The sequence below is a fragment of the Azospirillum doebereinerae genome (assembly GCF_003989665.1).
GTDB lineage: Bacteria > Pseudomonadota > Alphaproteobacteria > Azospirillales > Azospirillaceae > Azospirillum > Azospirillum doebereinerae.
The window spans coordinates 107,179-131,867 of sequence record NZ_RZIJ01000005.1; the positions used below are offsets into that span (position 1 = coordinate 107,179).

Consider the following 24,689-nt stretch of genomic DNA (forward strand, 5'->3'; position numbering starts at 1 on the left):
CGATCGTCATCCGCCCTTCGCGGTCCCAGAAAAACCAATAAATCCTTGCGCGCAACCCAGGCCGTCAGGCCTGGGCGCCCTGTTCGCCGGCCTTCGGCGCGCCGCCGGCCGGAGCCTCGGCGCCCTCGGCGTCGCCGCCGTTCTCGCCGCCATCCTCACCGTCGAACCAATGGGCGCGCGCGGCCATGATGATCTCGTTGGCTTCCTCTTCGGTCGGGCCGTCCTTGCCGAGAATCTCGACCAGTTCGTCGCCCGCCAGATCGGCCAGATCGTCCAGCGTCTTCACGCCGTTCTCGCCCAGCTTGACCAGTTGCGAGGCGGTGCAGCCGGTCAGTTCGGCCACCACGTCCTCGACGCCCAACTCCAGCCGGCGGTCGTTCGCCTCGGTCTCGCGCACGTCCAGGAAGGCCAGGGCGCGCTGCTTCAGCTCGTCGGCGACCGAGTCGTCGAAGCCTTCGATCTCGCCCAACTCCTCGGTCTCGGCGTAGGCGATCTCCTCGACCGAGGTGAAGCCTTCGGCGACCAACAGATGCGCGATCACGTCGTCCACGTCCAGCGCCTGCATGAACAGACCGGACCGGTTGTGGATCTCCTCGGAGCGGCGCTCCGATTCCTCGTTCTCGGTCAGGATGTCGATGTCCCAGCCGGTCAGCATGGAGGCCAGCCGCACGTTCTGGCCGCGGCGGCCGATGGCCAGCGACAGCTGGTCGTCGGGCACCACCACCTCGATGCGGCGGTTCTCGTCGTCGAGCACGACCTTGGCGACTTCCGCCGGGGCCAGCGCGTTGACGACGAAGGTCGGCGCCTCGTTGTTCCACGGAATGATGTCGATCTTCTCGCCCTGCAGCTCGCCGACGACCGCCTGGACGCGGCTGCCGCGCATGCCGACGCAGGCGCCGACCGGGTCGATGGAGCTGTCGTGGCTGAGCACCGCGATCTTGGCGCGCGAACCCGGATCGCGGGCGACGGCCTTGATCTCGATGATGTTGTCGTAGATCTCCGGCACTTCCTGCGCAAACAGCTTCGCCATGAACATGGGGTGCGTGCGCGACAGGAAGATCTGCGGGCCGCGGGCTTCCTCGCGGACGTCGTAGATGTAGGCGCGGACGCGGTCGCCATTCTTGAAGTGCTCGCGCGGCAGCAGCTCGTCGCGGCGCAGGATCGCCTCGGCGCGGCCGAGATCGACCGTGACGTTGCCGTACTCGACGCGCTTGACCAGACCATTGACGATCTCGCCGTTGCGGTCCTTGTACTCGTTGAACTGGCGCTTGCGCTCGGCGTCGCGCACCTTCTGCACGATGACCTGCTTGGCGGTCTGCGCGGCGATGCGGCCGAAATCGATGGGCGGCAGCGGATCGACCAGGAAGTCGCCGAACTTGGCGCCGGCCTTGCGACGCTGGGCGTAGGCCAGCGTGACCTGCGTCGCCTCGTTCTCCACCGTCTCGACCACCTCCAGGTGGCGGGTCAGGTGGATGTCGCCGGTCTTGCGGTCGATGCGGGCGCGGATGTCGTGCTCATGGCCGTATTTGGACCGACCGGCCTTCTGAATCGCCTGCTCCATCGCCTCCAGGACTTCGTCCCGGTCGATGTTCTTTTCGCGGGCGACCGCGTCAGCGACTTGCAGCAGTTCCATCCGTTACACTTCCTGGGTCGGCGTGTGGTCTTGCGAAATGCCCTGGCGGAGGATCAACCCTGCGCTTCCTGGCTGGCACGGATCAAGTCGTCCGTCAGAACCAGCTTGGCGCGCAGGATGTTGTCGAACTCCAGCCGGGCGGCTCCCTGTTCGGTTTCGATGCACACGAGGCCGTCCTCGACGCCCTTCAGCGTGCCCCGGAAGCGCTTGCGTCCATCCGACGACGCCAGCCGGGTGTCCAGCTTGGCCTCGAACCCCGCGAAGCGCTCGAAATCCTTCAAACGGGTCAGCGGCCGGTCGATGCCGGGCGAGCTGACCTCCAGTGTGTAGGCCTCGCGGATGGGGTCTTCCACATCCAGCAGGGCCGAGACGGAGCGGCTGATGTCCGCGCAATCCTCGACCGTCATGGCCGCGCCATCGGCGCGTTCCGCCATGATCTGGAGAACCGACCGCTGGCCGCCGGAGATCTGGACGCGCACGACTTCGTAGCCCATGGCCTCGACCGACGGCGAGATGATCTGTTCGATGCGACCTGTTGCGTCCATTCCACCCGACCTGAGCCTGCGGCCGGGATTGAACCGGACGAGGTTTCCATAGGCTGATAAAAAAATAAGTGGGCCTAAGCCCACCCGCAATGCGTCCCGCCGGCCCAGTTTCCCGAGCCGTCGATCCGTATGTGGTTCCGTGAAGGCTGAATATAGTCATTCCGCCCGATCCCGCAAGCCTTTTCCCTGGCAATCGCTCCGCGTCGCAAGCGAGGCTGGTGGAACGGGGAAGTTTTTCGGGGAGGAGCGCGATGATTCTGGAAGCGGCGTTGCTGACGATCGGGAAGGATCGGCAGGAGGAATTCGAGCGGGCGATGGCGCAGGCGACCCACCTAATCGCCGCCACCCCCGGCTTTCGCGGCCTGGAACTGCGGCCTTGTCTGGAGGACGCCCGCCGTTACCTGCTGCTGGTCCGCTGGGACCGGCTGGAAGACCACACCGAAGGCTTCCGGGGATCGGAGCGCTACACCCGCTGGAAGAGCCTTCTCCACCACTTCTACGACCCATTCCCGGTCGTCGAGCATTTCGCGGCGCCGGCCGTCGCGGTGCCGGATCCGACGCCGGATCCGGCGAGGACGGCGCAGGCTTAGGCGCGCGCCTTGCGGACGAAGCGCAGGAAGACCGGTTTGCGGCCGGCGGCGATGGCCTTTTCCTCATAGCGGGTCGGCGGCCAATCGGCCGGGCGGACGCGCCAGTCGGACGGCACCCGCGCGGTCCATTCGAAATCGGGATGCTTGACCGTGTGCTCCAGCATCCAGCGCACCAAGCCCATGTCGTCGCTGGCCAGCCGCAGCTCGGCGCCGTCCTTGAGCACGCGGGCGAGGCGGGGCAGATTCTCCGGTCCGATGAAGCGACGGTCGTTGTGGCGCTTCTTCGGCCAGGGATCGGCGAACAGCACGAAGGCGCGGCCGATCGAGGCGTCGGGCAGGGCGTCGAGCAGGGGGCGCGCGTCGTCCGGCAGGACGCGGACGTTGTCCAGCCCATCGTCCTCCACCAGCCCCAGCAGCGCCGCGACGCCGTTGACGAAGGGCTCGGCGCCGATCACCCCGATGTCCGGGTTCTGTCCGGCCTGCCAAGCGAGATGGTGGCCGCTGCCGAAGCCAACCTCCATCCACACGTCGCGCACCGGCTTGGCGAACAGGGCGTGCGGATCGACGCGCGCGCCCGGCGGCGGCACCGGAATTTCCAGCGTCGGCAGCAACGTGTCGAGCAGCTCCGTCCGGCGCTTGCGCAGCGGGCGGCCCTTGCGGCGCCCGAACAGACGGGTCGAGGAATCGGGGGAGGATTGGTCGGTCATGGCGGTGGACACGCGCTTTTCGGAAAAATCAGGGCCTCAAAACAAAGCAGGGGCCGCGAACGGCCCCCGCTGTCACAGCTTGGCTTGAGAAGGCGCCGCCTTAGCGGAACGCGCTCCGCAGCTCGCCGACCAGATCGGTCTTCTCCCACGAGAAGCCGCCATCCGCCTCCGGCTCACGGCCGAAATGGCCGTAGGACGAGGTGCGGGCGTAGATCGGCTTGTTCAGGCCCAGATGCGTGCGGATGCCGCGCGGGCTGAGGTCGACCAGCTGCTGGAGGATGTCCGACAGACGATCCTCGTCGACATTGCCGGTGCCGTGGGTGTCGACGTAGACCGACAGCGGCTTCGACACGCCGATGGCGTAGGACACCTGGATCGTGCACTTCTCCGCCAGTTCCGCCGCGACGACGTTCTTGGCGAGGTAGCGGGCGGCGTAGGCGGCCGAGCGGTCGACCTTCGTCGGATCCTTGCCCGAGAACGCGCCGCCGCCGTGCGGCGCGGCGCCGCCGTAGGTGTCGACGATGATCTTGCGGCCGGTCAGGCCGGCGTCGCCGTCCGGGCCGCCGATGACGAAGCGGCCGGTCGGGTTGACGTACAGATTCGCCTCGTCGCACATCCAGCCCTGCGGCAGGCAGTTGACGATGTGCGGGCGCACGATCTCGCGCATGGCGTCCTGGTCGATGCCCTCGGCGTGCTGGGTCGACAGCACGATGGCGGTGGCGCCGACCGGCTTGCCGTCGACGTAGCGCAGGGTGACCTGGCTCTTGGCGTCGGGGCCGAGCTGGGGGGCGGCGCCGGAATGGCGCGCCTCGGCCAGCGACTTCAGGATGGCGTGGGAGTAATAGATCGGGGCCGGCATCAGCGCCGGGGTCTCGCGGCAGGCGTAGCCGAACATGATGCCCTGGTCGCCCGCGCCCTCGTCCTTGTTCCCGGCGGCGTCGACGCCGACCGCGATGTCGGCGGACTGCGAGTGGACGAGGCACTTGACGTCCATCTTCTCCCAGTGGAAGCCGTCCTGCTCGTAGCCGATGTCCTTCACCGCGGCGCGGGCGACCTCGACCAGCTGGTCGGCCTTGATGCTGTCGGGGCCGCGCACTTCACCGGCCAGAACGACCTGGTTGGTGGTGGCGAGCGTCTCGACCGCGACGCGGGCCTGCGGGTCGTGCGAGAGGTACAGATCGACGATGGCGTCGGAAATACGGTCGCAGACTTTGTCGGGATGGCCTTCCGACACGGACTCGCTGGTGAAGACGTAGTTCAGCTTAGCCACGGGGAACCTCGGCTTTGTGCGGCGCGCTATTTCACAGGTCGAAACGACAGATCGGTACAGCGCCCGCAGGACACCGACCCAATCCCGTTATTGACAAGGAATTCTACCGGGGTCAAGCAAACTCCCGATGGAAACCCGCGATGGCACAGACCGCCAAATCGGTGTCGCTCCAGACATCGAAAGGGGAATGCGGCCGAGAAGCGCATCCCCCTTCGGTGTGTGACAGGCCCGTGCCGTTACTCGGCGGCTTCGGCCACGGCGGCGTTGGCGACGGCCTTGGTCAACTCGAACAGGCGCTTGCGCACCGACGGGTCGTTGATCTTGTAATAGGCGCGGACCAGTTCCAGCGTCTCGCGCTTGGCCATCGGATCCGGCTCGTAGACGTTGACCGGCCGCTCTTCACCCGGCGTGCCGTCCTCGTCGTCGTCCACGCGGGCGGCGGCGGCTTCGGCGGGCATGTCGTCGAAGAAGAAGGAGACCGGAACGTCCAGCACGCGGCTGAGGTCGAACAGGCGCGAGGCGCCGATGCGGTTGGCGCCGCGCTCGTACTTCTGCACCTGCTGGAAGGTCAGGCCGATGGCCTCGCCCAGCTTTTCCTGGCTCATGCCCAGCAGCGTCCGGCGCAGACGGACCCGCGACCCGACGTGAACGTCGATCGGGTTCGGCTTTCCGGTCTTCGGACGGCCGGCGCCCGCACGGCGCCCGCGCGGCGCCCCAGTTGTTGCTTGCATCTCGTTTATCCCTGTAACAGTTGTGCAACTTAGATACGACATATCCACGTATGCAGTCAAGCCCGTGAGGGGCGCGTCCGCCGTGCGCGGGGGGCTTTTCGCCCCGTTTCTAGTCAACGGTGATATCGAGGGATCAACGATCCAAGCAAACAACCAACAAGCATTAGCCCGAACATCCTATCGCCGAAACGGGCGTAAGGCGTGATGCCATCCGTTGCTTTCGGCAACGAGGTATCGATGAAACCGCGCTCACCAAGACTGAGAAAGTGTGTCACACGTCCGTAGGCGTCCACCAGACCGGAAATACCCGTATTGGCAACACGCACCAGCGGCAGACCTTCCTCCACCGCGCGCACCTGGTTGATGGCGAAGTGCTGGTGGGGGCCGGCGGTGCGGCCGTACCACGCGTCGTTGGTCAGGTTGAGCAACCACTGCGGACGATCGGCCTCGTCCACCACCGCGCCCGGGAAGATGCCCTCGTAGCAGATCAGCGGGCTGACCGGCGGCAGGCCCTTCAGGCGCAGCGTGGTCGGGCCGGGACCGGGCGAGAACTCCGCCCCGTTGCCGGCGATGGCGCCGACCGGCATCCAGCGCCGCAGGGGCATGTATTCTCCGAAGGGCACGAGGTGGAACTTGTCGAAAACCCCCTCCACGGCGCCGCTGCCGTCCAGCGCGACGAGGCTGTTGTGGTAGCGCCGCTCCCCCTCCGCGTCGACGGCGCTGCGCGGCGCCCCGGTGATCAGCAACCCGCCCGAGGGAATGACCGAGGCCAGCGCCTGCCGGATCCGCGCGTCGCCGTCGACGAAGAAGGGAACGGCGGTCTCCGGCCAGATCACATGGGTGACCGGTTCGGCCGATGGGGAGACGGGCGGGGCGGCGGACAGGTTCATGTGGAGCTGCACGTTCTTCTCGCGCTCGCCCGGCGCCCATTTCAGGCGCTGGTCGATGGCGGCCTGGACCAGACGCAGCCGCACGCCGGGGACCGTCTCGTCCGACGCGCCGGCGAGCCGCCACGCGCCCCAGCCGCCGAGCGCCGCGAACAGCGCCAGCCCGGCGACCAGCGCCGTCGCGGCGCGGCGCGGCGCGAGGCCGGGATCGGGCAGGGCGGCGGGCAGGGCGGCGACCAGCACGGTCAGCAGGGTCAGGCCGTAGACGCCGACCAGCGAGACGCTTTGCAGCACCGGCAGCACCCCGACCCAGCCATAGCCGATCAGGTTCCAGGGAAAGCCGGTCAGGACGTGCCCGCGCAACCATTCCAGCAGCGCCCAGCAGAACGCGAACAGCAGCGGCTTGGCCAGCCCGCCGCCGAAGCCGCGCGCCCGCAGCGCGTGGAACAGCCACGCGGCGGTGCCGCTGAACATGGCCAGCAGGATCGGCAATCCGACCGCCGACAGCGGCAGCGCCCACCAGAAGCGCTCGATGTCGGTGAACAGCGCGGCGCTGATCCAGTACAGCCCCAGCACATGATGCCCAAAGCCGAAGAACCAGCCGATGGCGAAGGCCCGCCGGCCGGTGCCGGCGCCGTCCAGCAGCCACACCAGTCCAGGAAAGGCCACGAGCAGGACGGGCAGGGTGTAGGCCGGGGGCAGGGCGAAGGTCGCCAGCCCCCCCAGCGCCGCCGCCACGGCCAACCGCCGCCAGCCGGTGAGGGAGGCAAGGCGCGCGGAAACACGGCCCAACCGGGCCGGAACGGGCAGCGTGTCGGTGGCGGTCAAGAGCAGGGAACTCCGGCAGGCTGCGGGAACGGCGCGCCATAGGTGGGGCGGCGGGGGGAGGGCGCCAAGTGTTTGGTAAGGTGGTGAAGCGGGTTGCCCCCAACCCGGCCCTCCCCCGCTGGGCGGGGGAGGGGGACGGTTGGCCCCTCACGAACATCCAATGTCCATCCCCTCCTCCGCCCAGCGGGGGAGGGTCAGGGTGGGGGCATCGAAGCCGACGTTACGCCGTCTCGGCCAGCTTCACGCCGTTGGCCGGGGCGTTGCGCACGCGCAGGCGCTTCAGGCGGCGGGAATCCGCCTCGACGATCTCGAACTCCAGCCCCGACGGGTGGGTCAGCAGTTCACCCAGCGCCGGTACGCGGCCGGCGAGCGAGACGACCAGACCGCCCAGCGTGTCGATCTCCTCGCGCTCGTCCTCGGTCAGGACCGGGCCGACCCGCCGCTCGAACTCCTCGATGGGCAGGCGGGCGTCAACGATCAGGCTGCCGTCGGGCTTTTCCAAGAGGCGCGGTGCGGCGTCCTCGTCGTGCTCGTCCTCGATCTCGCCGACGATCTCCTCGACCAGATCCTCGATGGTGACGAGGCCGTCGATGCCGCCGAACTCGTCCACCACCAAAGCCAGATGGCGGCGGCTCTGCCGCATCTGCACCAGCAGGTCGAGCACCGGCATGGAGGGCGCCACGATCTTCACGTCGCGGACGATGCCCTTCAGGTCGTCGGCCAGCGCAGCGCCGTCCAGTGCCTGGCCCCCCAACGCCGGTCCCAGCGCCTTGCGCGCCATCAGGCTCAGCACGTCCTTGATGTGGATGACGCCGATGACGTCGTCGAGCGTCTCGCGGTACACCGGCAGGCGGGAATGCCCCTCCTCGGCGACCTTCTGGACCAGCGCCGGAAGCGGCGTGTCGATCTCCACCGCGACGATGTCGACGCGCGGCACCATGACGTCGGCCACGGTGCGCCCGTTCAGCTTCAAGATGTTGGTGAGCAGCGCGCGCTCGCCCGCTCCCACCGATTCCTCGTCCTCGCCCAGGTCGACGATCAATTCCTCGATCGTGGCGCGGAGCGTCGAATCGGCGCGCCCGCCCCAGACGGTGCGGAGCCACCCCTTGAACAGGTGGCCCAGGGAATGCTGGTCTTCGGCCCCGTCCTCACGGGGCGTGCGACTGTCGGATATCTCGCTCATCGGTCCGGCGGTTCGTGGTTGGTCGGTTCCGTTTCCGCCGGGTCGTCCGGCGGAAGGCGGTTGGTTGCGTACGGATCGGCGATGCCGAAGCTGGCGAGCAGCCGGGTCTCCAGCGCCTCCATCTCCTCGGCCTCGTCGTCCGTCTCGTGATCATACCCCAGCAGATGCAGAACGCCATGCACCACAAGGTGGGTCAGGTGATCGTCGGGGGATTTGTTCTGTTCGGCGGCCTCGCGCCGCACCGTTTCGAAGGCGAGGATGACGTCGCCCAGCAGGACGGGCACGCCCTCCTCCGGCTCCGGCTCCTCGGCTTCGGTCAGGGCGAAGGACAGCACGTTGGTCGGCTTGTCCTTGCCGCGGTAGTCGCGGTTGAGCTGCTGCACCAGCGCGTCGTCGGCCAGCACGACCGAGAGTTCGGCCGGGCCGTCCTCCGCGTCGTAGATGGCGGCGAGCGTCGCCAGCGCGGCCTTTTCCGCCAGCCACTCGGCGTTCTCGGCCCAGTCGCCCGCCTCGCGGGACACGGTGACGTCGACGGCCATCACGACGCCCTTTCCCCAGTGGCGCCGTTGCGCGGGGCAAGACGCTGGGCTTCGGCCCGGTCGTAGGCGCGGATGATGCGGGCGACCATCGGATGGCGCACCACGTCGGCGTCGGTGAAGTGGACGAAGCGCACGCCCTCGACCCCCTGGAGGATGTCCAGCGCGTCGCGCAGCCCCGACCGGGTGCCGGACGGCAGGTCGATCTGCGTGATGTCGCCGGTCACCGCCATCCGCCCGCCCTCGCCCAACCGGGTCAGGAACATCTTCATCTGCATCGGCGTGGTGTTCTGCGCCTCGTCCAGGATGACGAAGGCGTTGCCCAGGGTCCGGCCGCGCATGAAGGCGAGCGGGGCGATCTCGATCTCGCCGGATTCCAGGCGCTTCTTCACCTGCTCGGCCGGCAGCATGTCGTGCAGCGCGTCGTAGAGCGGGCGCAGGTAAGGATCGACCTTCTCCTTGAGGTCGCCGGGCAGGAAGCCCAGCCGCTCCCCGGCCTCGACCGCCGGGCGCGACAGGACGATGCGGTCGACCTGGCCGGTGGTCAGCAGCGCCACGGCCTGCGCCACCGCCAGATAGGTCTTGCCGGTGCCGGCCGGACCCAGCCCGAAGACCAGCTCGCTTTCCGACAGCGCCTGGAGGTAGGCCGCCTGCATCGGCGAGCGCGGGGTGATCGCCCCGCGCTTGCGGGTGCGCAGCGCGATCTCCGCGCGCAGGATGCCGCCGCCGGGGCCGTTGCCGGCCGGGCGGGTCTCCTCGACGATGGCGGGGGCGGTCGCCATGCGGACGGCGCCGTCCACCTCGCCGCTGCCGACGGGCTGGCCGCGGGTCAGGCGCTCGTACAGGGAATCCAGCACCGCCTTGGCCGCGTCGGCGGCATCGGGCGGACCGGAGACGGTCAGCGTGTTGCCACGCGAGATCAGGGAGACGCCCAGCAGAGTCTCGATGCGGGCGAGGTGGCGGTCGTGCTCCCCGTACAGCATCGGCAGAAGCCGGTTGTCGTCGAATTGAACGTCGATTCGCCGATCGGGCTGACCGTTCAAGCGCTTGCCTCCAGGGAAGGAACCCGCCGCATGCCCTGCGGCGTCGAAATGTGTTCGCCGGTCACCACGGTGCCGCCGAGGCTGTTGGGCCGCGCCTCGTCGATGCGGACCTCGACGATGCGGCCCAGCAACCGTTCGTCCGCCACGGCGTGGACCGACTGCATCCACGGGCTGCGCCCGTGCAATTGCCCGTCGCGGCGCCCGACCCGGTCGAACAGCACCGGTATGGTGCGGCCGACGAAGCCGTGGTTGAAGGCGGCCTGCTGGGCGGCGATGAGCTGCTGGAGCGCGGCGAGCCGGGCCTCCTTCACCTCTTCGGCGACTTGGCTGCCCTCCAGCGCCGCCGGGGTGCCGGGGCGCGGGCTGTATTTGAAGGTGTAGGCCTGGGCGTAGCCGACGTCGCTCACCAGCTTCAGCGTCGCGGCGAAATCGGCGTCGCTCTCGCCGGGGAAGCCGACGATGAAGTCGCCCGACAGCGCCAGATCCGGATTCACCGCGCGCAGCCGGTCGACCACGCGGCGGTAGTCGTCGGCGGTGTGCTTGCGGTTCATCGCCGCCAGGATGCGGTCCGACCCCGCCTGCACCGGCAGATGCAGGTAGGGCATCAGCTGCGGCACCTCGGCATGGGCGCGGATCAGGTCGTCGTCCATGTCGCGCGGGTGCGAGGTGGTGTAGCGGATGCGCGCCAGCCCGTCGATCTCCGCCAGTTCACGGATCAGCCGGCCGAGGCCCCAGGTCGAGCCGTCCGGCCCGTCGCCGTGCCAGGCGTTGACGTTCTGGCCCAGCAGGCTGATCTCGCGCGTGCCGCCGGCCACCAGCCGTTTCGCTTCCAGAACGATCTGCGCGGCGGGCCGCGAGAACTCGGCGCCTCGGGTGTAGGGGACGACGCAGAAGGTGCAGAACTTGTCGCAGCCCTCCTGCACCGCCAGGAAGGCGGAGACACCCTGGCTGTTCGATTCCTCGGGCAGGTGGTCGAACTTGGACTCGGCCGGGAAATCGGTGTTCAGCACGCTGCCGGTGGCGCGGGTCGCCTTGGCGACCATCTCCGGAAGGGTGTGGTAGGTCTGCGGGCCGAAGACCATGTCGACCTGGGGGGCGCGGGCGACGATCTCCTCGCCCTCGGCCTGGGCGACGCAGCCGGCGACGGCGAGGATCATCCGGCCGTTTCCGGCAGTCGCCTTTTCGTCCTTCAGGATGCGCAGCCGACCGAGTTCCGAGAAGACCTTCTCGGCCGCCTTTTCGCGGATGTGGCAGGTGTTGAGGATCACCATGTCGGCGCCGTCCGGCTCCTCGACCGGACGGTAACCCAGCGGAGCCAGGACATCCGCCATGCGGGCGGAGTCGTAGACGTTCATCTGGCAACCCCAGGTCTTGATGAACAGCGTCTTGCTCAACCCGCTCCCTTCCGCACAAAAGCGAATAGCGCGCTCACGCGGCACGGCGTGGCGCGCGCGGCGCCTGTCTTCCGGGGCCGCTCCTTTCGCGATGGTAGCATGGGCGGGGCGAACGGAGTCAACGTTCGTCCGCCCCGCTGTTCTTAAGGTGCCGTTTCGCCGTCACGCGGCGTTGGTGGCGTCGGCCCACATCCGCTCCCGTCCCATCCGAGGCCAGGGCCGGGCGAAGAGAAAAGACAGCGGCGCCGCCGTTTCCGCCACGCCCGGCAGCACCGGAGCGGTCGCCTCGGCCGGGCCGATCATGCCGGACACGCCGTCCAGCGCGCCTTCGACCAGTTCCAGACCCAGCAGCCGGTTCATGTCCACCGGACCCGGCATCTGCATGCCGAGCGTCAGCGACCGGGAGAAGCCGAACCGCTCGTAATAGGGGGCGTCGCCGACCAGGATGACCGACTTGTGGCCGTGGGCGATGGCCTTGTTCAGGCTCATCCGGATCAGCTTGCTGCCCAGCCCGCCGCCCTGGAGGCGCCCGGCCACCGCGATGGGGCCGAGCAGCAGGGAGGTCGTGCCGCCGACCGTGATCGGCCAGTAGCGGATGGTGCCTTCCAGGATCTCGTTCCCGTGCTCGTCGTGCTCGATGGCGACGAGGTTCAGCTCGGGGATCGAGTCGACGCCGTCCCGCAGTCGGTAGGCGGTCTTCTGGAAGCGGTCGGGGCCGAAGGACGCGTCCAGCAGGGCTTCGATGGCGGCGGCGTGCTTGGGCTGTTCGACGGTGATGATCATGCTGCGATGGCTCCCGGTCGGAAGAAGGTCTTCTCAGAGCGGGTCGCGCCGTCGCCGGGGCTTCGAGGGATCAGGTCCCTTCGGTGCCTTCGGCGTTCGCACGCGACCCAAGGACGGCCGCACCCGCGTGTTGCGGTGCGAGGCTCCGTCGTCGGATGCGAAGGGCGTGCGAACGGGACATGTGGTGGGCTCATCGGCCGTTGCTGGGACTTGCGCATATATCATCGACACCCCCCCTCGGCAAGACCGGGTTGGCACGGGGGGAACGCATGACTGCATCACTCTGCGCGCGTGGTTTTCCGGCACCGGCGGCGGGGAAGCGCAACAGTGTTTCCGCCAGCGTCGAAAAGGGTTTCGCGACCAATTTTCGACACGGATGAACACGGATGCCGGCTTTGCCGGCGCACGGATGAACACAGGATTTCTGATCCGTGTTCATCCGTGTCCTAAAACGATCCTCTCCGGAGCGGGTCGCCCGCCGCGTCTGGACAGCGCCCGATTGCCGCCTTTATGCTGGTGGGCATCAGCGATTCGCGATGCAAGCCAAATCCATGTACACCGCCGTCACCCGCGCCATCCGCGTCACCGTCCAGCCCGTGTTCCTGGAGGACCAGTCGGCCCCGGCCGAGGGCCGCTACGTCTGGGCCTACCACGTCCGCATCGAGAACGAGGGCAAGGAGACGGTGCAGCTCCGCAGCCGCCATTGGCGCATCACCGACGCCATGGGCCGCGTGCAGGAGGTGCGCGGGCCGGGCGTCGTCGGCGAGCAGCCGGTGCTGGAGCCGGGCGGCCATTTCGAATACACCAGCGGCACGCCGCTCGGTACGCCATCGGGCATCATGGCGGGCAGTTACAGCATGGAGTCGGTCCAGGGCGGCGCGTTCGACGTGGCGATCCCGGCCTTCTCGCTGGACAGCCCGCACCAGCCCATGCGGCTGAACTGACCGCTTGACAGTCCCCGGACCGGCGCTATCTCCGCCTTTTCATGAGGCCCGGCACCGGACGCGGCCGCAACCGGCGGCCGGTCCTTCCGCCATCGAAAGGTTTTTCCCCGTGACGGCTCCCACGCTTCCGCCCGCCGAGACCAAGCTTCGCGGCCTCCAGCGTCTCCGCGCGCCCGACGACCGGCGCCCGTCCCGCGCCGAGGCCGAGGAGGCGGTCCGCACCCTGCTGCGCTGGGCCGGCGACGACCCCGAGCGCGAGGGGCTGACCGGCACGCCGGACCGGGTGGTGCGCTCCTACGAGGAGTTCTTCGCCGGCTACGACGTGGACCCGGTGGCGATCCTCCAGCGCACCTTCGAGGAGACCGACGGCTACGACGAGATGGTGATCCTGCGCGACATCCGCGTCGAATCCTACTGCGAGCACCACATGGTGCCGATCGTCGGCCGGGCGCACGTCGCCTATCTGCCGCGGCGCCGGGTGGTCGGCATCTCCAAGCTGGCCCGGCTGGTCGAGGCCTACGCCAAGCGCCTGCAGATCCAGGAGAAGATGACGGCCCAGATCGCCAACACCATCGACGAGGTGTTGCAGCCCGAAGGCGTCGCGGTGGTCATCGAGGCGCAGCACCAGTGCATGACGACGCGCGGCATCCACAAGACCGGCGTCACCATGGTGACCAGCCGCATGCTGGGCGCCTTCCGCACCGACCCGTCGACCCGGCGGGAGTTCCTGACCATGATCGGCAACCCGGTCTCCCGCGCGGAGTGATCCTTACTTGGGACGCGGGCGTCACTCCGTCCGCACCCCGTGCTGCTTCATCAAGGCGTAGAGCGTCGGCCGGCTGACGCCCAGCAACCGCGCCGTGGCCGACAAATTGCCGCCCGCCCGCGCCAGCGCGTCGAGCATCGCGCGGCGCTCCATGTCGTCGCGCAGCACCCGCAGCGGCGGCGGCGCGTCCTGGTCGACCAGCCGGCGGCCCTCCTGCTCCAGATCGGCGCGCTGGAAGGCCCGGCGGACCGCCGCCACCAGCTCCTCCACGTCCAGCGGCGTGCTGCACACGTCGTGCGCGCCGCGCGCCACCGCCCGCACCGCCAGGATCCGCCGGTCGGCCGGAGTCAGGGCGACGATCTTGGTGGACGGGGCCTCCGCCAGCAGGCGCGACAGGGTGGCCAGCGCCTCGGTCTCCGGCTCTCCGATCGGCAGGAGGATCACCGGCGGCTTGTGCCGGCGCAGGAGGTCGAGCGCTGAGTCGCGGTCCTCGGCGAGGTAGGCGTGGCTGACCGGAACCGCATCGCGCAGCCTTGCGGCCAGAACGGGCGTGTCGTCGACGATCAGCAAGATACGGGGGACCATGGGGCTCCCAGGCGAGGGGGTTAGGAACGGTTCGCAAGAATCACGGCGGCGGGCCGCGCTGTCCAACGCGCGTTGGCATGAGGCGACGCGCAATTTCGGCAAAATCGTGGCACCGAACGGGGTGCATCGCCGCCGGTCCCTCTGCTAAGCTTCCGGCCCCTTGCATTCTCGTGGGATTGGTCCGGGCCATGGCGGCGAAGGTGACACCGGCGGTCAACGCCGCGAAGGCGGCGGGCATCGACTTCCGCCTGATGGAGTACGACTACGACCCCTCGGCCGACGCCATCGGCCTGCACGCCGCCTCCGCCCTGGGGCTGGATCCGACGGTCGTCTACAAGACGCTGATCGTCCAGCTGGAGCCGAAGGGGCTGGCCTGCGCGGTGATCCCGGTGGCGGCAAAGCTGGACCTGAAGGCCATCGCGGCGGCGGCCAAGGCGAAGAAGGCCGACCTCGCCGACCCGGCGTTGGCGGAGAAGACGACCGGCTACATGGTGGGCGGCATCAGCCCGCTGGGCCAGAAGAAGGCCCTGCCGACCTTCGTCGATTCCAGCGCCGACGCCCTGCCGGAAATGGTGGTGAACGGCGGCCGGCGCGGGTTGCAGATCGTGCTGGCCCCGGCCGGTCTGGCGCGCGCGACCAAGGCGACGGTCTGCGCGATCACGGCGGGGTAGGGATTGGGCGCGCCGCCGAGGCGGTGTTCCGCCCGAGCAAGGCGGCCCTGAAGCGGTAAGGATGAACGCTGAAAGGCGCTGGTGACCCCGGCAGGACTCGAACCTGCTGCCCCAAGTTTAGGAAACTTGTGCTCTATCCAGATGAGCTACGGGGCCACTGCGCAGAACATAGCGGCTTTGACGCGGGATGCCAACCGTGCAGACACGCCGCCGCCACCCGGACTCAGTCGGAATAGCGCTCCTCGGTCCACGGGTCGGCGTGGTTGTGATAGCCGCGAACCTCCCAGTAACCGGGGCGGTCCTCGGCCAGCAGCTCGATCCGCTTCACCCATTTGGCGCTCTTCCAGAAATAGAGCCTGGGCAGCACGACGCGGACCGGGCCGCCGTGCTCGCGGCTGATCGGCCGCCCCTCCCAGCGCGTCGCCAGCAGCACATCGTCGGCGTCGAAATCCGCCAGCGCCACGTTGGTCGTGTAGCCGTCCGACGAATGGAAGACGACGAAACGCGCGTCGGGCTTGGGCCGGGCCAGCGCCAGCAGATGGCGGGCGCCCACCCCCTCCCAGGCGTTGTCGTAGCGCGACCATGTGGTGACGCAGTGGATGTCCGAGACGAAGCGCTCCTGCGGCTGGGCCAGCAAATCGTCCCAGCGCCAGCGCAGCGGGTTTTCCACCAGCCCGTCCACGGTCAGGCCCCAGCTTCGCTCCGTCACCCCCGGCGTGACGCCGAGGTCGAGCACCGGCCAATCCTCCACCAGCCTCTGGCCGGGCGGCAGGCGGTCGCGGGCCGGGTCGGCGGCGTGGCCGGTCAGCGCCCGGCCGTCGCGCGCCCATTGCTCCTTGGCGGCGACCAGCTTGGGGCGGACGGCGCCCTCGCTGCCGGGATCGGGCGCCTCGTCGGGGGTGGTGGGGGGAATGTCGGCCATGGGTGTCCTCGCTGCGGTGAAGGCCGGAGCAAAGGACGTCTCCAGGCCCAGGGCTTAAAAAAGGACCGGCCGGTCGGGTTGGCAAGCGCGGACAGGAGGACTAACTTCCCGGAGCCTTGGTGAAGCTGTAGATGGATCGGTACGGAATGCCTGTCGCACGAGACCGCTGGTCGGCCCGCCTTCGCGGCGGATTGGCCGCCCTGCTTCTTCTGGCCTCGCTCTGCGGCCTGTCCCAGCCCGTCTTCGCGGCGGCGCCCGCAGCGGGTGCCGCGCCGGTCGCGGCCGCCACGCCGGCCCCCGCCGAGGCGGCGGTCGCGGCGGGCGAGCCGACGATCCAGCAGTTGGAAGCCATGGTCTCCACCCTGGAGAACCCCGAGGCGCGGACCCGGCTGGTCGAACAGCTTCGCGCCCTGGTCGCGGCGCAGAAGGGCCTGACCATCGCCAAGGCGTCGGAGGGTGAATCCGCCCTGCCGGACACGCTGGGCGCCCGCGCGCTGTCCTTCCTGGCCCAGCGCATGGACGTGGTCAGCCGCCAGCTGGTGCAGGTCGCCAACGTCTTCGCCGATCTGCCGGGCGCCATCGCCTGGATGCAGCGGCAGGCCGAGGATTCCTCGGCCCGCGAGCGCTGGGTGCAGATCGCCATCCAACTGGCCCTGATCCTCGCCATCGGCTCGGTGGTCGGGCGGGGCGTCCAGTGGCTGCTGAAACGGCCGCTCCACGCGCTGGCCTCGCGCCCGGTGTCCTCGACGCTGATCCGCATCCCGCTGCTGCTCGGTCGCGCCCTGCTGGAGCTGGCGCCGATCGTCGCCTTCATCGTCGTCGCCTACGCCATCCTGTCGGTGACCGAGCCGGGGCCGCGCGTGCGGCTGGTGGCGCTGGCCGTCGTCAACGCCACGGTGATCGTGCAGGTCCTGCTGATCGGCGTGCGCCTGCTCTTCGCGCCCGAAGCCGCCAACCTGCGGCTGATCCGCACCAGCGACGAGGGCGCCAAGCGCGCCTATGTCTGGACCCGCCGGCTGATCGCGGCGTCGGTCTACGGCTATTTCCTGGCCGAGGGCGCCTATGTGCTGGGCCTGCCGCTGGGGGCCTACGGGGCGCTCCTGAAGCTGCTGGGCGTGCTGATCGCCGGCATGCTGATCACCCTGATCCTGCGCAACCGCACCGACGTCGCCGACTGGATGCGCGGCAACCCGCTGTCGGGCAACGGCGACCCGGTCGCCACCGCGGAACGCGAGGCGGAAGGGCAGGGCGCCGTTCTGCGTTCGGCCCGGCGGCGCTTCGCCGAGATCTGGCACGTCCTGGCGATCCTCTACGTGGTCGTCACCTTCGGGGTCTGGGTGCTGAACGTCTATGGCGGGTTCGAGTATCTGGCCCGCGCCACCGCCGTCACCGTGGTGGCGGTCGCCGTCGCCCGGCTGCTGGTCAGCGGGCTGAACCGCACGCTGCGGCGCGGCCTGCGCATGAACCGCGAACTGACCGGCACCATGCCGCAGCTGCACGAGCGCGCCTATTTCTACCTGCCCATCGTCCAGCGCTTCGGCAAGACGGTGATCTGGCTGCTGGCGCTGGGGGTGGTGCTGAACGGCTGGGGCATCGACACGCTGGGCTGGGCGGAATCGGCCATCGGCCGGCGCATCGTCGGCAGCGTGGTCTCGATCAGCCTGCTGCTGGCCGGCGCCGTGGTGGCGTGGGAGGTGGTCAGCGCGATGATCGAGCATTTCCTGGCCTCCACCGACCGCAACGGCACGAAGATCGAGCGCAGCGCCCGCATGCGGACCCTGCTGCCGCTGCTGCGCAACGCCTTCCTGATCCTGCTGGTGACGATGGTGTCGCTGATCACCCTGTCGGAGCTGGGCGTCAACATAGCCCCCCTGCTGGCCGGCGCCGGCGTCGTCGGTCTGGCCATCGGCTTCGGGTCGCAGACCCTGGTCAAGGACATCATCACCGGCCTGTTCATCCTGTTCGAGGACACGGTGTCGGTCGGCGATTCGGTGGACGTCGGCGGCGGCCACGCCGGCACGGTGGAGGCGATCTCGATCCGCTCCATCCGCCTGCGCGACGGGTCGGGCGCGGTGCATTCCGTGCCGTTCAGCGCCGTGACCACGGTGAAGAACATGAGCAAGGACTTCTCGGTGATCGCCTTCAACGTGGTGGTGGCCAACCGCGAGGATCCCGACCGCGTCATCGCCGTGCTCAAGGAGGTCGGCGCCGAGGTGCAGGCCGAGGCCCCCTACGCCGCCGACATCCTCAACCCGTTGGAGGTGCTGGGCGTCGACAAGCTGTCGGACACCGGCATCATCATCCTGGCCCAGTTCAAGACCCGCCCGACCCGGCAATGGGGCGTGGCGCGCGAGTTCAACCGCCGCATGAAGAAGCGTTTCGACGAGCTGGGCATCACCATGCCGACCCAGTCGATGCAGCTGGTCGTCGGGCAGGGTGCCCACGACCGCGCGCTGGCGGAGGCGCTGAGCCAGGGCTCGTAAACCGATTCCGCACACCGGCTTGGCGGGGCTACGCCGAACGCCCGAAAGGGACGTTCGGCGGTCCACGGTGTTTTCGTTCCCGTGGATCGAGCCGGCCGGAGTGCATCATGGGTTCTGAAGTGTTTTCGCGTTTCGCCCGCTGGACGGAGCGTCAGTCCGGACGGCCGGGGGCTTTCGTCACGGCCTTCGGCGTGGTGCTGGTCTGGGCCGTCACCGGGCCGCTGTTCCATTTCTCCGACACGTGGCAGCTGGTCATCAACACCGGCACCACCATCGTCACCTTCCTGATGGTGTTCGTGATCCAGAACGCCCAGAACCGCGACACCCAGGCGATGCAGTTGAAGCTCGACGAGTTGATCCGCGTCACCAAGGCCGCCCGCGACGGGATGATGGATCTGGAGAACCTGCCGGACAAGGATCTGGCCAAGGTGAAGAGCAGCTTCGAGAAGCTCGCCAAGGCCGCCGATTGCCTCGACCACCGGATCGACGAGAAGGTCGAGCGGGCGGTGGAACGCGAGGTGGAGCGCGAAGTCGACGAGGAGTTGAACGAACGGGGCATCCGCGACTGAGCGGACACGGCCGACTCCACAACCCGCTCTACCCCGCCGGGGCCGGCGGGCAGGGCGGGCGGCGCCACGCCCGCAACGCGTCGTCCAGCGAGCGGGCGAAGGCCGAGCGCTCCTCCGGCGACAGGAAGGCCCCGACCCCGACCGATTGCCCGTGCGACGACAGCGTCACCGGGTGTCCCGGCTCGCCCGCCTCGTCGTGGCTGACGCGGAGCCAGTAAGGATGGAAGGTCCAACGCCGTTCCGGCGCCTTCCAGTGGACCCGCTGCACCGTCAGGTCGGCCGTGGTCAGGCGGACCCGTTCATAGGAGCGGGCGGCGCGGTAGTTGACGCGGAAGGCCAGCCACAGCACCAGCACGTCGAGCCCGCAGAACGGCGCCACCGGCCACGCCCCGTACGCGACGAGCACCCCGGCGACCGCGAGGTTGAGCGCGACGACCACGCCCATCAGCACCTTGAATCCCCCGCGCCCCAGGCTGCGGTGCGGGTGGAGGATGGCGTCGAAGAACACGCGGGACGCGCCGCTTGCGGAATCGCTCTTGGGTTCGTCGCTGGGCATGCCGGAATGGTAGCGGAGAACGCCCGCGCGGAGAACAGGCGCGGACGGTTACGCCGCCCGCGACGATGACGGCGGCGGCAACGACGCCCCGCCGCGCAGGGTCCAGTCCATGGCGCTCTCGCAAGGCGCGGCGAAACCCTCGGGCTGGACGAAGATGCGGACCTGGTCGTCGGTGCCGGCGGCGATCATCGCGTCGGCCAGGGTGGAGGCCCAGCGCCAGTCGGTCAGCACGATGGCGCTGCGCTGGTGCCCGCAGGCCCGCGCCAGGCGCATCAGTTCGACCAACCGTTCGGAACGGAAGCCGTCGGCCTCGAAATGGTCGAACTCCATCAGGCTGGACCAGGACCGCGCCTGGAGAGCGAAGGCGGCGCACCAATGCTCCATCTGCCGCGCCAGATCGTCGCGCCGTTCGATGGACAGCTTGCCCTGAAGGCGGATGTGCAGGCCCCAGTCCCGCACCTCGACAAAAAAAGACCCCATCGTCCGCCTCCCGCCTCGTCGCGGCTGCGCTGCCGCCGCCATGCCGGCTCCCGGTCGTTTCGGAAGCGATCTTGTTTCTGAATCAACGACCAATCGAAATGGGCGTCTCTACTACGGATAGCAAAAAGACGAGAGGGTTGAAAGCGCGTTCTGTTTGCGAAATCTGTCGAAAATCGACGTTTTCTTGACCCTCTTCGTTTAATTTCCTCGAATTTCTGCCAAAGTCGATGCATCGACGAATGGTTGAGAGACCGTGCGGCTTCCGGCCGCGCGGGCATCGGGCAAAACCCTGCGGCGACGCTGGCCCGGAGGGGGCGCTTGCGGCTATGCTGACGCCCATGAAGCCCGCCGCCGTCCAGGAATTCTTCCGCCGCCTCGCCGCCGCCAATCCGGAACCCCGGAGCGAGCTGGAATACGTCAACCCCTACACGCTGCTGGTCGCCGTCGTGCTGTCGGCGCAGGCGACCGACGTCGGCGTCAACAAGGCCACCGGGCCGCTGTTCCGCACGGTCACCACCCCGCAAGGGATGGTGGAACTGGGCGAGGAGGGCCTGCGCGGCTTCATAAAGACGATCGGCCTGTTCAACACCAAGGCCAAGAACGTCATCCGCCTGTCGGAGCTGCTGATCGAGCGCCACGGCGGCGAAGTCCCCCAGGACCGCGAGGCGCTGGAGCAGCTTCCCGGCGTCGGCCGGAAGACCGCGAACGTCGTGCTGAACGTGGCCTTCGGCGAGGAGACCATCGCCGTCGACACCCACATCTTCCGGGTCGGCAACCGCACGGGGCTGGCCCCCGGCAAGACCCCCGACGCGGTGGAGGCCAAGCTGCTGAAGGCGGTGCCGAAGCTCTACCGGCGCCACGCGCATCACTGGCTGATCCTGCACGGCCGCTACGTCTGCAAGGCGCGCAAGCCCGAATGCCCGGTCTGCCCGGTCAACGACCTCTGCGCTTTCAAGGACAAGATCATCGCCTGACGGGCGCGGCCCCCGGCATGGCCCCGCCGCTATCCTTACTTACGTGATCGCGTCCAGCGCCTCGGTGCTGAGGCCGCCCGGCACGATGGTCAGCGGGATGCGCAGCCGCGCCAGCCCACGCCCGGTGTAGTAGGAGATCATCGGTCCCGGCCCTTCCGGATCGGTGCCGGCCGCCAGCACCAGGATGGAGATGCTGGGCTCCTCCGCGATCAGGGCCAGCACCTCCTCGTGCACGGTGCCCTCGCGGACGTAGAGGGCGGGCAGGGTGCCGGTCAGCTGGTTGACCTCGCGGGCCAGCTTCTGGAGCTTCTGCTCGGCCTCGCCGCGCTGCTCCTCGCGGATCAGGTTCTCCACCGCCATCCAATGCTGCATCTCGCCCTGCTCCAGCACGGTCAGCAGAGCCACCTTGCCGCCCGACTTGCGGGCGCGCAGGCAGGCGTAGCGCAGGGCCACCTTCAGTTCCGGGCTGTCGTCGACGACCACCAGGAAGATGCGCACCGGCGGCGGTGAGGATTCGGTCGTGGTCGTCTCGGTCATCGCATGCCCCCCTCGGTTCGGATCACGGCCGGTTCGGACGCCGGCCCACTTCCCACAGGCCCGCCTTTTACACGCGGCGGAACGCGGCGCCCGCCGCCCAGCCGGCGGCGATCGCGCCGACCACCGCCACCACCCCGTAGGTGATCGGCCGGTGGCGGGCGATGTCGTAGACCTCGGCGCTGAAGCCGATCTTCGACACCACCAGCGGCGTGGTCTGGGCGCTCACCACCTCGCCGTCGCGGATCAGCAGGGCTTCGACATTGTACAACCCCGTCGGCACGTTGGCTGGAAAATAGATGTTGGTCCGGAACAGCCGCTCGCCCAGGAAGGCGACCTGCCCGAAGGTCAGCGCGTAGAGCCCGGCGCGCTGCTTGTTGCGGATCAGCGCGGCGCGGAAGGCCGCCAGCTCCTGCGGGTCCAGCGTCTCGCGCGGCCCGAGCTGCAACTGCGGCAGCCCGATCTGGTGGCGCTCCAGCACCGGGCGGCCGACCAGCTGGTCGAGCGGCCGGCTGGTCGCCACCGTGTAGAATCCCGGCACCTGCTCGAACCGGGCGCTGTCGGTGTTGATCCACATGCCGGCGATCCGCTCCTTGCGGCGGACGGTGGCGGAACCGCGCGGCCCGGTCACGACGATGGCGACGTCGCCCGCGCCGTCGGTGGTGCCGAACAGCACGACCTCCGTCCCGGTGAAGCCGGTGGTGATGGCGATCAGATGGCTCGACAGGTCGGCGACGAGTTGCTGCGCCCAGACATTCGCCGCCACCGTACCGCCCAGCAGCAGCCCGCCCAGCGCCGCCACGGCCTGGACGGCGCGTCGTTTCGCAACCGAAACCATCACCCCGCCCCCATGGTCAGGGTGAAGAGATCCGCCGGGCGCGAGAACAGGTCCCAGGCCAGCTTCAGCGCCACCGCGACGACGATGCAGGACAGCAGCAGCCGGGCCTGCTCGCCGCGCAGCCGGGTCCCGGCCTTGGTGCCGAACTGGGCGCCGATGACGCCGCCGATCAGCAGCAGCAGCGCCAGCATGGCGTCCACCGTCTGGTTGGTCGCCGCCTGGAGCAGGGTGGCGGCGGCGGTGGTGAAGATGATCTGGAACAGCGAGGTCCCGGCCACCAGCCCGGCCGGCATGTTCAGCAGGTAGATCATCGCCGGCACCAGCAGGAAGCCGCCGCCGATGCCCATGATCGCCACCAGCATGCCGCCAACCGCGCCGATCCCCGCCGGCAGCAGCGCCGAGATGTAGAGCTTGGAGCGGTGGAACCGCATCTTGAAGGGCAGGCCATGCAGCCAGATGTGGCGGTGCAGCTTGCCGCGCCGGGCGGTGGGGGCGCGGCGGCGGACGATGGCGCGGCTGCTCTCCACCAGCATCATGCCGCCGATGGTGCCGAGGAAGAAGACGTAGGACAGGGTGATCGCGATGTCGATCTGGCCCAGCCGCTGGAGGATGCCGAAGATCCAGACGCCGAAGGCGGTGCCGACCACGCCGCCGCCCAGCATCACCACCCCCAGCTTGACGTCGACGTTGCCGCGCCGCCAGTGGGCGAGCACGCCCGACACGCTGGCGGCGACCAGCTGGTTGGCCTGGGTGCCGACCGCGATGGCCGGCGGCACGCCGATGAAGATCAGCAGCGGCGTCATCAGGAAGCCGCCGCCCACCCCGAACATGCCCGACAGGAAACCGACCAGCCAGCCCATGCCGAGCACCAGCAGCGCGTTGACCGACATCTCGGCGATCGGCAGATAGACTTGCATGGAATGGGGCGCCGGCCTGGATCGAGGTGCGGCAGCTTACCCGACCCCACCGGCCGGCGAAAGCCGCGTCAGCGCGCCGTGGCCGCCGTGCCGAACATCTTCATGAAGCCGCCCTTTTCGGGAAAGACGCGGTCGGCCTCGCGGCGCGCGGCCTCGAGGTCGGAGGCGTGGACGACCATGCGGTTGTTGCGGTGCCACACCGGGCTGACCGTGCGGCCGACCGCGTGGGCGCCGTTGCGGTCGAACATCACCTCGCCCCGGAACGAGCGGACGCGGGGACCGGGCTGGCCCAGCGTGTGGATGAAGCTGGGCGGCGTGCGCTCCAGCGCCGTGGTCTCGCGCTGGACCTGCCGCAGCCGCGCCTCGGCGGCGGCGAGGCGCTTTTCGGCGTCCTCCACTTGGCGGCGGGTTTCGAGGAAGGCCTCGTTCTCCACCGACCAGCGGTCGCGTAGCGGGGCCAGCGCCCGGCGCAGACGGTCGAGCCCGGCCACCGACTCCCACCCGCGCCGCACGGCGCACAGCGCCAGCTGCGCCAGAACCCCCATCGCCACCGCGATGGGGAAGATCGCCCCGAACGAGTCGCCCATGTCCGCCTCCCTTTCCGCTTGGCACGCCGATTGCTGCCTCGGCGGTGCGTGTGGAAGAGATCAGCAAGGACCGTGCCGAATTCGGCACCCTCGGCGAACCTCCCCACCCGGTCGCCAGTCATCCGGTTTTCGGGGTTGTTTTTGGAGTGCGCGCCATGCTCGTCGCCCTGGGCCGTTCGGACCTGATGGTCCTGACCATGGAAGCGTTGCTGCTGCTGGCCTGCGCCGTGTGGGTGCTGGCCTCGGTGGTCCGCATCCTCAGCCACATCCTCGCGGTCCAACGGCGCCGCTCCAGCCTTTCCAAGCGCCACAACACCCTGGAACGCGACCTGGAGACCGTCCAGCACTCGGTGCGCCAGCAGGAAAGCGCGCTTCACACCGTGGAAAAGGCTTTTGCGGCCAAGCAGGAGGAGCTGGAGGCGGCCGAGGCGACGCTGGCCGCGCTGCGCGGCAACGGCCTGCCCGAATACCAGATGCTGACCGAGCGCTTCGGCGACAAGGACAAGCTGTGGCTTCTGGCGGTGCCCCAGGGCGGCAAGCCGGCGCGCTGGGCCGTCGCCGCCCCCGACGCGCAGACGGCGGCGGAACTGTTGTCGAAAAAGGTCACCGCGGCGTCGGCCCCAGCGGTGGAGGGGCAGCTCTGAGCGGCTTGGAACGCGGGGTCCCGGTCCCGCAAATTGCAGTCACGACGGGGCTGTGACTGCAATTTGGGACGCAGGACGATTTTGGGCGC

At 69.1% G+C, this 24,689-nt stretch carries 27 protein-coding genes and 1 tRNA gene; 8 read left to right on the top strand and 20 right to left on the bottom strand.

The features are described from left to right. Positions 1-64: 64 nt before the first annotated feature. Together nusA and rimP are read right to left on the bottom strand one after the other, a co-directional pair. Positions 65-1,633 carry a transcription termination factor NusA gene (nusA, locus tag EJ913_RS08525; RefSeq protein ID WP_126996753.1) on the bottom strand — a complete coding sequence of 523 codons (1,569 nt, stop codon included), beginning with the start codon at positions 1,631-1,633 and terminating at the stop codon, positions 65-67. Between the two features lie 53 nt (positions 1,634-1,686). Continuing rightward, entirely contained in the window at positions 1,687-2,178 is a 492-nt protein-coding gene (gene rimP, locus EJ913_RS08530; RefSeq protein ID WP_126996755.1) for a ribosome maturation factor RimP, read from the bottom strand. Positions 2,179-2,429: 251 nt separating this feature from the next. On the opposite strand from rimP, the gene EJ913_RS08535 reads away from it, so the two are divergent. Further along, a complete protein-coding gene (locus tag EJ913_RS08535) occupies positions 2,430-2,768 on the top strand; it encodes an antibiotic biosynthesis monooxygenase family protein (protein ID WP_126996757.1) in 339 nt (112 codons plus the stop codon). Here the strand turns inward: EJ913_RS08535 and trmB are convergent. From trmB to EJ913_RS08580, 9 genes are all read right to left on the bottom strand, one after another. Further along, positions 2,765-3,475, bottom strand: coding sequence for a tRNA (guanine(46)-N(7))-methyltransferase TrmB (gene trmB, locus EJ913_RS08540; RefSeq protein ID WP_126996759.1), 711 nt, complete (start codon positions 3,473-3,475; stop codon positions 2,765-2,767). The two genes, EJ913_RS08535 and trmB, sit on opposite strands and share 4 nt — an antisense overlap. A gap of 100 nt (positions 3,476-3,575) precedes the next feature. Continuing rightward, positions 3,576-4,745: a methionine adenosyltransferase gene (gene metK, locus EJ913_RS08545; protein ID WP_126996761.1), complete on the bottom strand. Its 1,170-nt coding sequence runs from the start codon at positions 4,743-4,745 to the stop codon at positions 3,576-3,578. 236 nt (positions 4,746-4,981) lie between these two features. Continuing rightward, positions 4,982-5,476 carry a helix-turn-helix domain-containing protein gene (locus EJ913_RS08550; RefSeq protein WP_126996763.1) on the bottom strand — a complete coding sequence of 165 codons (495 nt, stop codon included), beginning with the start codon at positions 5,474-5,476 and terminating at the stop codon, positions 4,982-4,984. A gap of 113 nt (positions 5,477-5,589) precedes the next feature. Beyond that, positions 5,590-7,191: an apolipoprotein N-acyltransferase gene (lnt, locus tag EJ913_RS08555; RefSeq protein WP_126996765.1), complete on the bottom strand. Its 1,602-nt coding sequence runs from the start codon at positions 7,189-7,191 to the stop codon at positions 5,590-5,592. Positions 7,192-7,411: 220 nt separating this feature from the next. Next, positions 7,412-8,374, bottom strand: coding sequence for a hemolysin family protein (locus EJ913_RS08560; RefSeq protein WP_126996767.1), 963 nt, complete (start codon positions 8,372-8,374; stop codon positions 7,412-7,414). Further along, on the bottom strand, positions 8,371-8,913 hold the full coding sequence (gene ybeY / locus EJ913_RS08565; protein ID WP_126997102.1) for an rRNA maturation RNase YbeY: 543 nt from the start codon (positions 8,911-8,913) through the stop codon (positions 8,371-8,373). Before ybeY ends, EJ913_RS08560 begins: the two co-directional genes overlap by 4 nt. Next, a complete protein-coding gene (locus EJ913_RS08570) occupies positions 8,913-9,953 on the bottom strand; it encodes a PhoH family protein (RefSeq protein ID WP_404322635.1) in 1,041 nt (346 codons plus the stop codon). The genes ybeY and EJ913_RS08570 overlap by 1 nt, the downstream gene beginning before the upstream one ends. Then, a complete protein-coding gene (gene miaB / locus EJ913_RS08575; protein ID WP_126996769.1) occupies positions 9,950-11,347 on the bottom strand; it encodes a tRNA (N6-isopentenyl adenosine(37)-C2)-methylthiotransferase MiaB in 1,398 nt (465 codons plus the stop codon). The genes EJ913_RS08570 and miaB overlap by 4 nt, the downstream gene beginning before the upstream one ends. A gap of 162 nt (positions 11,348-11,509) precedes the next feature. Further along, positions 11,510-12,130: a GNAT family N-acetyltransferase gene (locus EJ913_RS08580; protein ID WP_126996771.1), complete on the bottom strand. Its 621-nt coding sequence runs from the start codon at positions 12,128-12,130 to the stop codon at positions 11,510-11,512. Positions 12,131-12,681: 551 nt separating this feature from the next. Here EJ913_RS08580 and apaG point away from each other — a divergent pair. Further along, the gene (gene apaG, locus EJ913_RS08585) at positions 12,682-13,074 is read left to right on the top strand and encodes a Co2+/Mg2+ efflux facilitator ApaG/CorD (RefSeq protein WP_126997106.1); all 393 of its coding nucleotides are present in this window, start codon (positions 12,682-12,684) and stop codon (positions 13,072-13,074) included. A 109-nt stretch (positions 13,075-13,183) separates the two neighbouring features. Then, positions 13,184-13,840: a GTP cyclohydrolase I FolE gene (gene folE, locus EJ913_RS08590; protein ID WP_126996773.1), complete on the top strand. Its 657-nt coding sequence runs from the start codon at positions 13,184-13,186 to the stop codon at positions 13,838-13,840. A 21-nt stretch (positions 13,841-13,861) separates the two neighbouring features. Here folE and EJ913_RS08595 read toward each other — a convergent pair whose 3' ends face one another. Continuing rightward, entirely contained in the window at positions 13,862-14,425 is a 564-nt protein-coding gene (locus EJ913_RS08595) for a helix-turn-helix domain-containing protein (protein WP_126996775.1), read from the bottom strand. 188 nt (positions 14,426-14,613) lie between these two features. Between EJ913_RS08595 and ybaK the strand changes: the two genes are divergently transcribed. Continuing rightward, positions 14,614-15,096, top strand: a complete 483-nt coding sequence (gene ybaK / locus EJ913_RS08600) for a Cys-tRNA(Pro) deacylase (protein WP_185909717.1) — start codon at positions 14,614-14,616, stop codon at positions 15,094-15,096. Between the two features lie 79 nt (positions 15,097-15,175). On the opposite strand, the gene EJ913_RS08605 is transcribed toward ybaK, so the two are convergent. Together EJ913_RS08605 and EJ913_RS08610 are read right to left on the bottom strand one after the other, a co-directional pair. Continuing rightward, positions 15,176-15,252 (bottom strand) — tRNA-Arg (locus EJ913_RS08605). 67 nt (positions 15,253-15,319) lie between these two features. Next, positions 15,320-16,018: a sulfite oxidase-like oxidoreductase gene (locus EJ913_RS08610; protein WP_126996777.1), complete on the bottom strand. Its 699-nt coding sequence runs from the start codon at positions 16,016-16,018 to the stop codon at positions 15,320-15,322. A gap of 146 nt (positions 16,019-16,164) precedes the next feature. Here EJ913_RS08610 and EJ913_RS08615 point away from each other — a divergent pair, with 146 nt between their 5' ends. Both EJ913_RS08615 and EJ913_RS08620 read left to right on the top strand, forming a co-directional pair. Further along, positions 16,165-18,501: a mechanosensitive ion channel domain-containing protein gene (locus EJ913_RS08615; RefSeq protein WP_126996779.1), complete on the top strand. Its 2,337-nt coding sequence runs from the start codon at positions 16,165-16,167 to the stop codon at positions 18,499-18,501. Between the two features lie 107 nt (positions 18,502-18,608). After that, the gene (locus EJ913_RS08620) at positions 18,609-19,070 is read left to right on the top strand and encodes a low affinity iron permease family protein (RefSeq protein WP_126996781.1); all 462 of its coding nucleotides are present in this window, start codon (positions 18,609-18,611) and stop codon (positions 19,068-19,070) included. A 28-nt stretch (positions 19,071-19,098) separates the two neighbouring features. On the opposite strand, the gene EJ913_RS08625 is transcribed toward EJ913_RS08620, so the two are convergent. Both EJ913_RS08625 and EJ913_RS08630 read right to left on the bottom strand, forming a co-directional pair. Next, complete coding sequence (locus EJ913_RS08625) at positions 19,099-19,626, bottom strand: DUF2244 domain-containing protein (protein ID WP_126996783.1); 528 nt, start codon at positions 19,624-19,626, stop codon at positions 19,099-19,101. 48 nt (positions 19,627-19,674) lie between these two features. Then, positions 19,675-20,106 (bottom strand): hypothetical protein, encoded by a 432-nt coding sequence (locus EJ913_RS08630; protein WP_126996785.1) that lies wholly within the window; start codon positions 20,104-20,106, stop codon positions 19,675-19,677. A gap of 326 nt (positions 20,107-20,432) precedes the next feature. On the opposite strand from EJ913_RS08630, the gene nth reads away from it, so the two are divergent. Beyond that, entirely contained in the window at positions 20,433-21,080 is a 648-nt protein-coding gene (gene nth, locus EJ913_RS08635) for an endonuclease III (protein ID WP_126996787.1), read from the top strand. Between the two features lie 39 nt (positions 21,081-21,119). On the opposite strand, the gene EJ913_RS08640 is transcribed toward nth, so the two are convergent. The 4 genes from EJ913_RS08640 to EJ913_RS08655 form a co-directional block, all read right to left on the bottom strand. Further along, positions 21,120-21,617 (bottom strand): universal stress protein, encoded by a 498-nt coding sequence (locus tag EJ913_RS08640; RefSeq protein WP_126996789.1) that lies wholly within the window; start codon positions 21,615-21,617, stop codon positions 21,120-21,122. A 67-nt stretch (positions 21,618-21,684) separates the two neighbouring features. Next, entirely contained in the window at positions 21,685-22,452 is a 768-nt protein-coding gene (locus EJ913_RS08645; RefSeq protein ID WP_126996791.1) for a TIGR02186 family protein, read from the bottom strand. Then, on the bottom strand, positions 22,452-23,369 hold the full coding sequence (locus EJ913_RS08650; protein WP_126996793.1) for a sulfite exporter TauE/SafE family protein: 918 nt from the start codon (positions 23,367-23,369) through the stop codon (positions 22,452-22,454). The genes EJ913_RS08645 and EJ913_RS08650 overlap by 1 nt, the downstream gene beginning before the upstream one ends. A 68-nt stretch (positions 23,370-23,437) precedes the next feature. Beyond that, on the bottom strand, positions 23,438-23,956 hold the full coding sequence (locus EJ913_RS08655; protein ID WP_126996795.1) for a hypothetical protein: 519 nt from the start codon (positions 23,954-23,956) through the stop codon (positions 23,438-23,440). Between the two features lie 155 nt (positions 23,957-24,111). On the opposite strand from EJ913_RS08655, the gene EJ913_RS08660 reads away from it, so the two are divergent. Continuing rightward, a complete protein-coding gene (locus tag EJ913_RS08660; RefSeq protein WP_126996797.1) occupies positions 24,112-24,600 on the top strand; it encodes a hypothetical protein in 489 nt (162 codons plus the stop codon). The last annotated feature ends 89 nt before the right edge of the window (positions 24,601-24,689 follow it).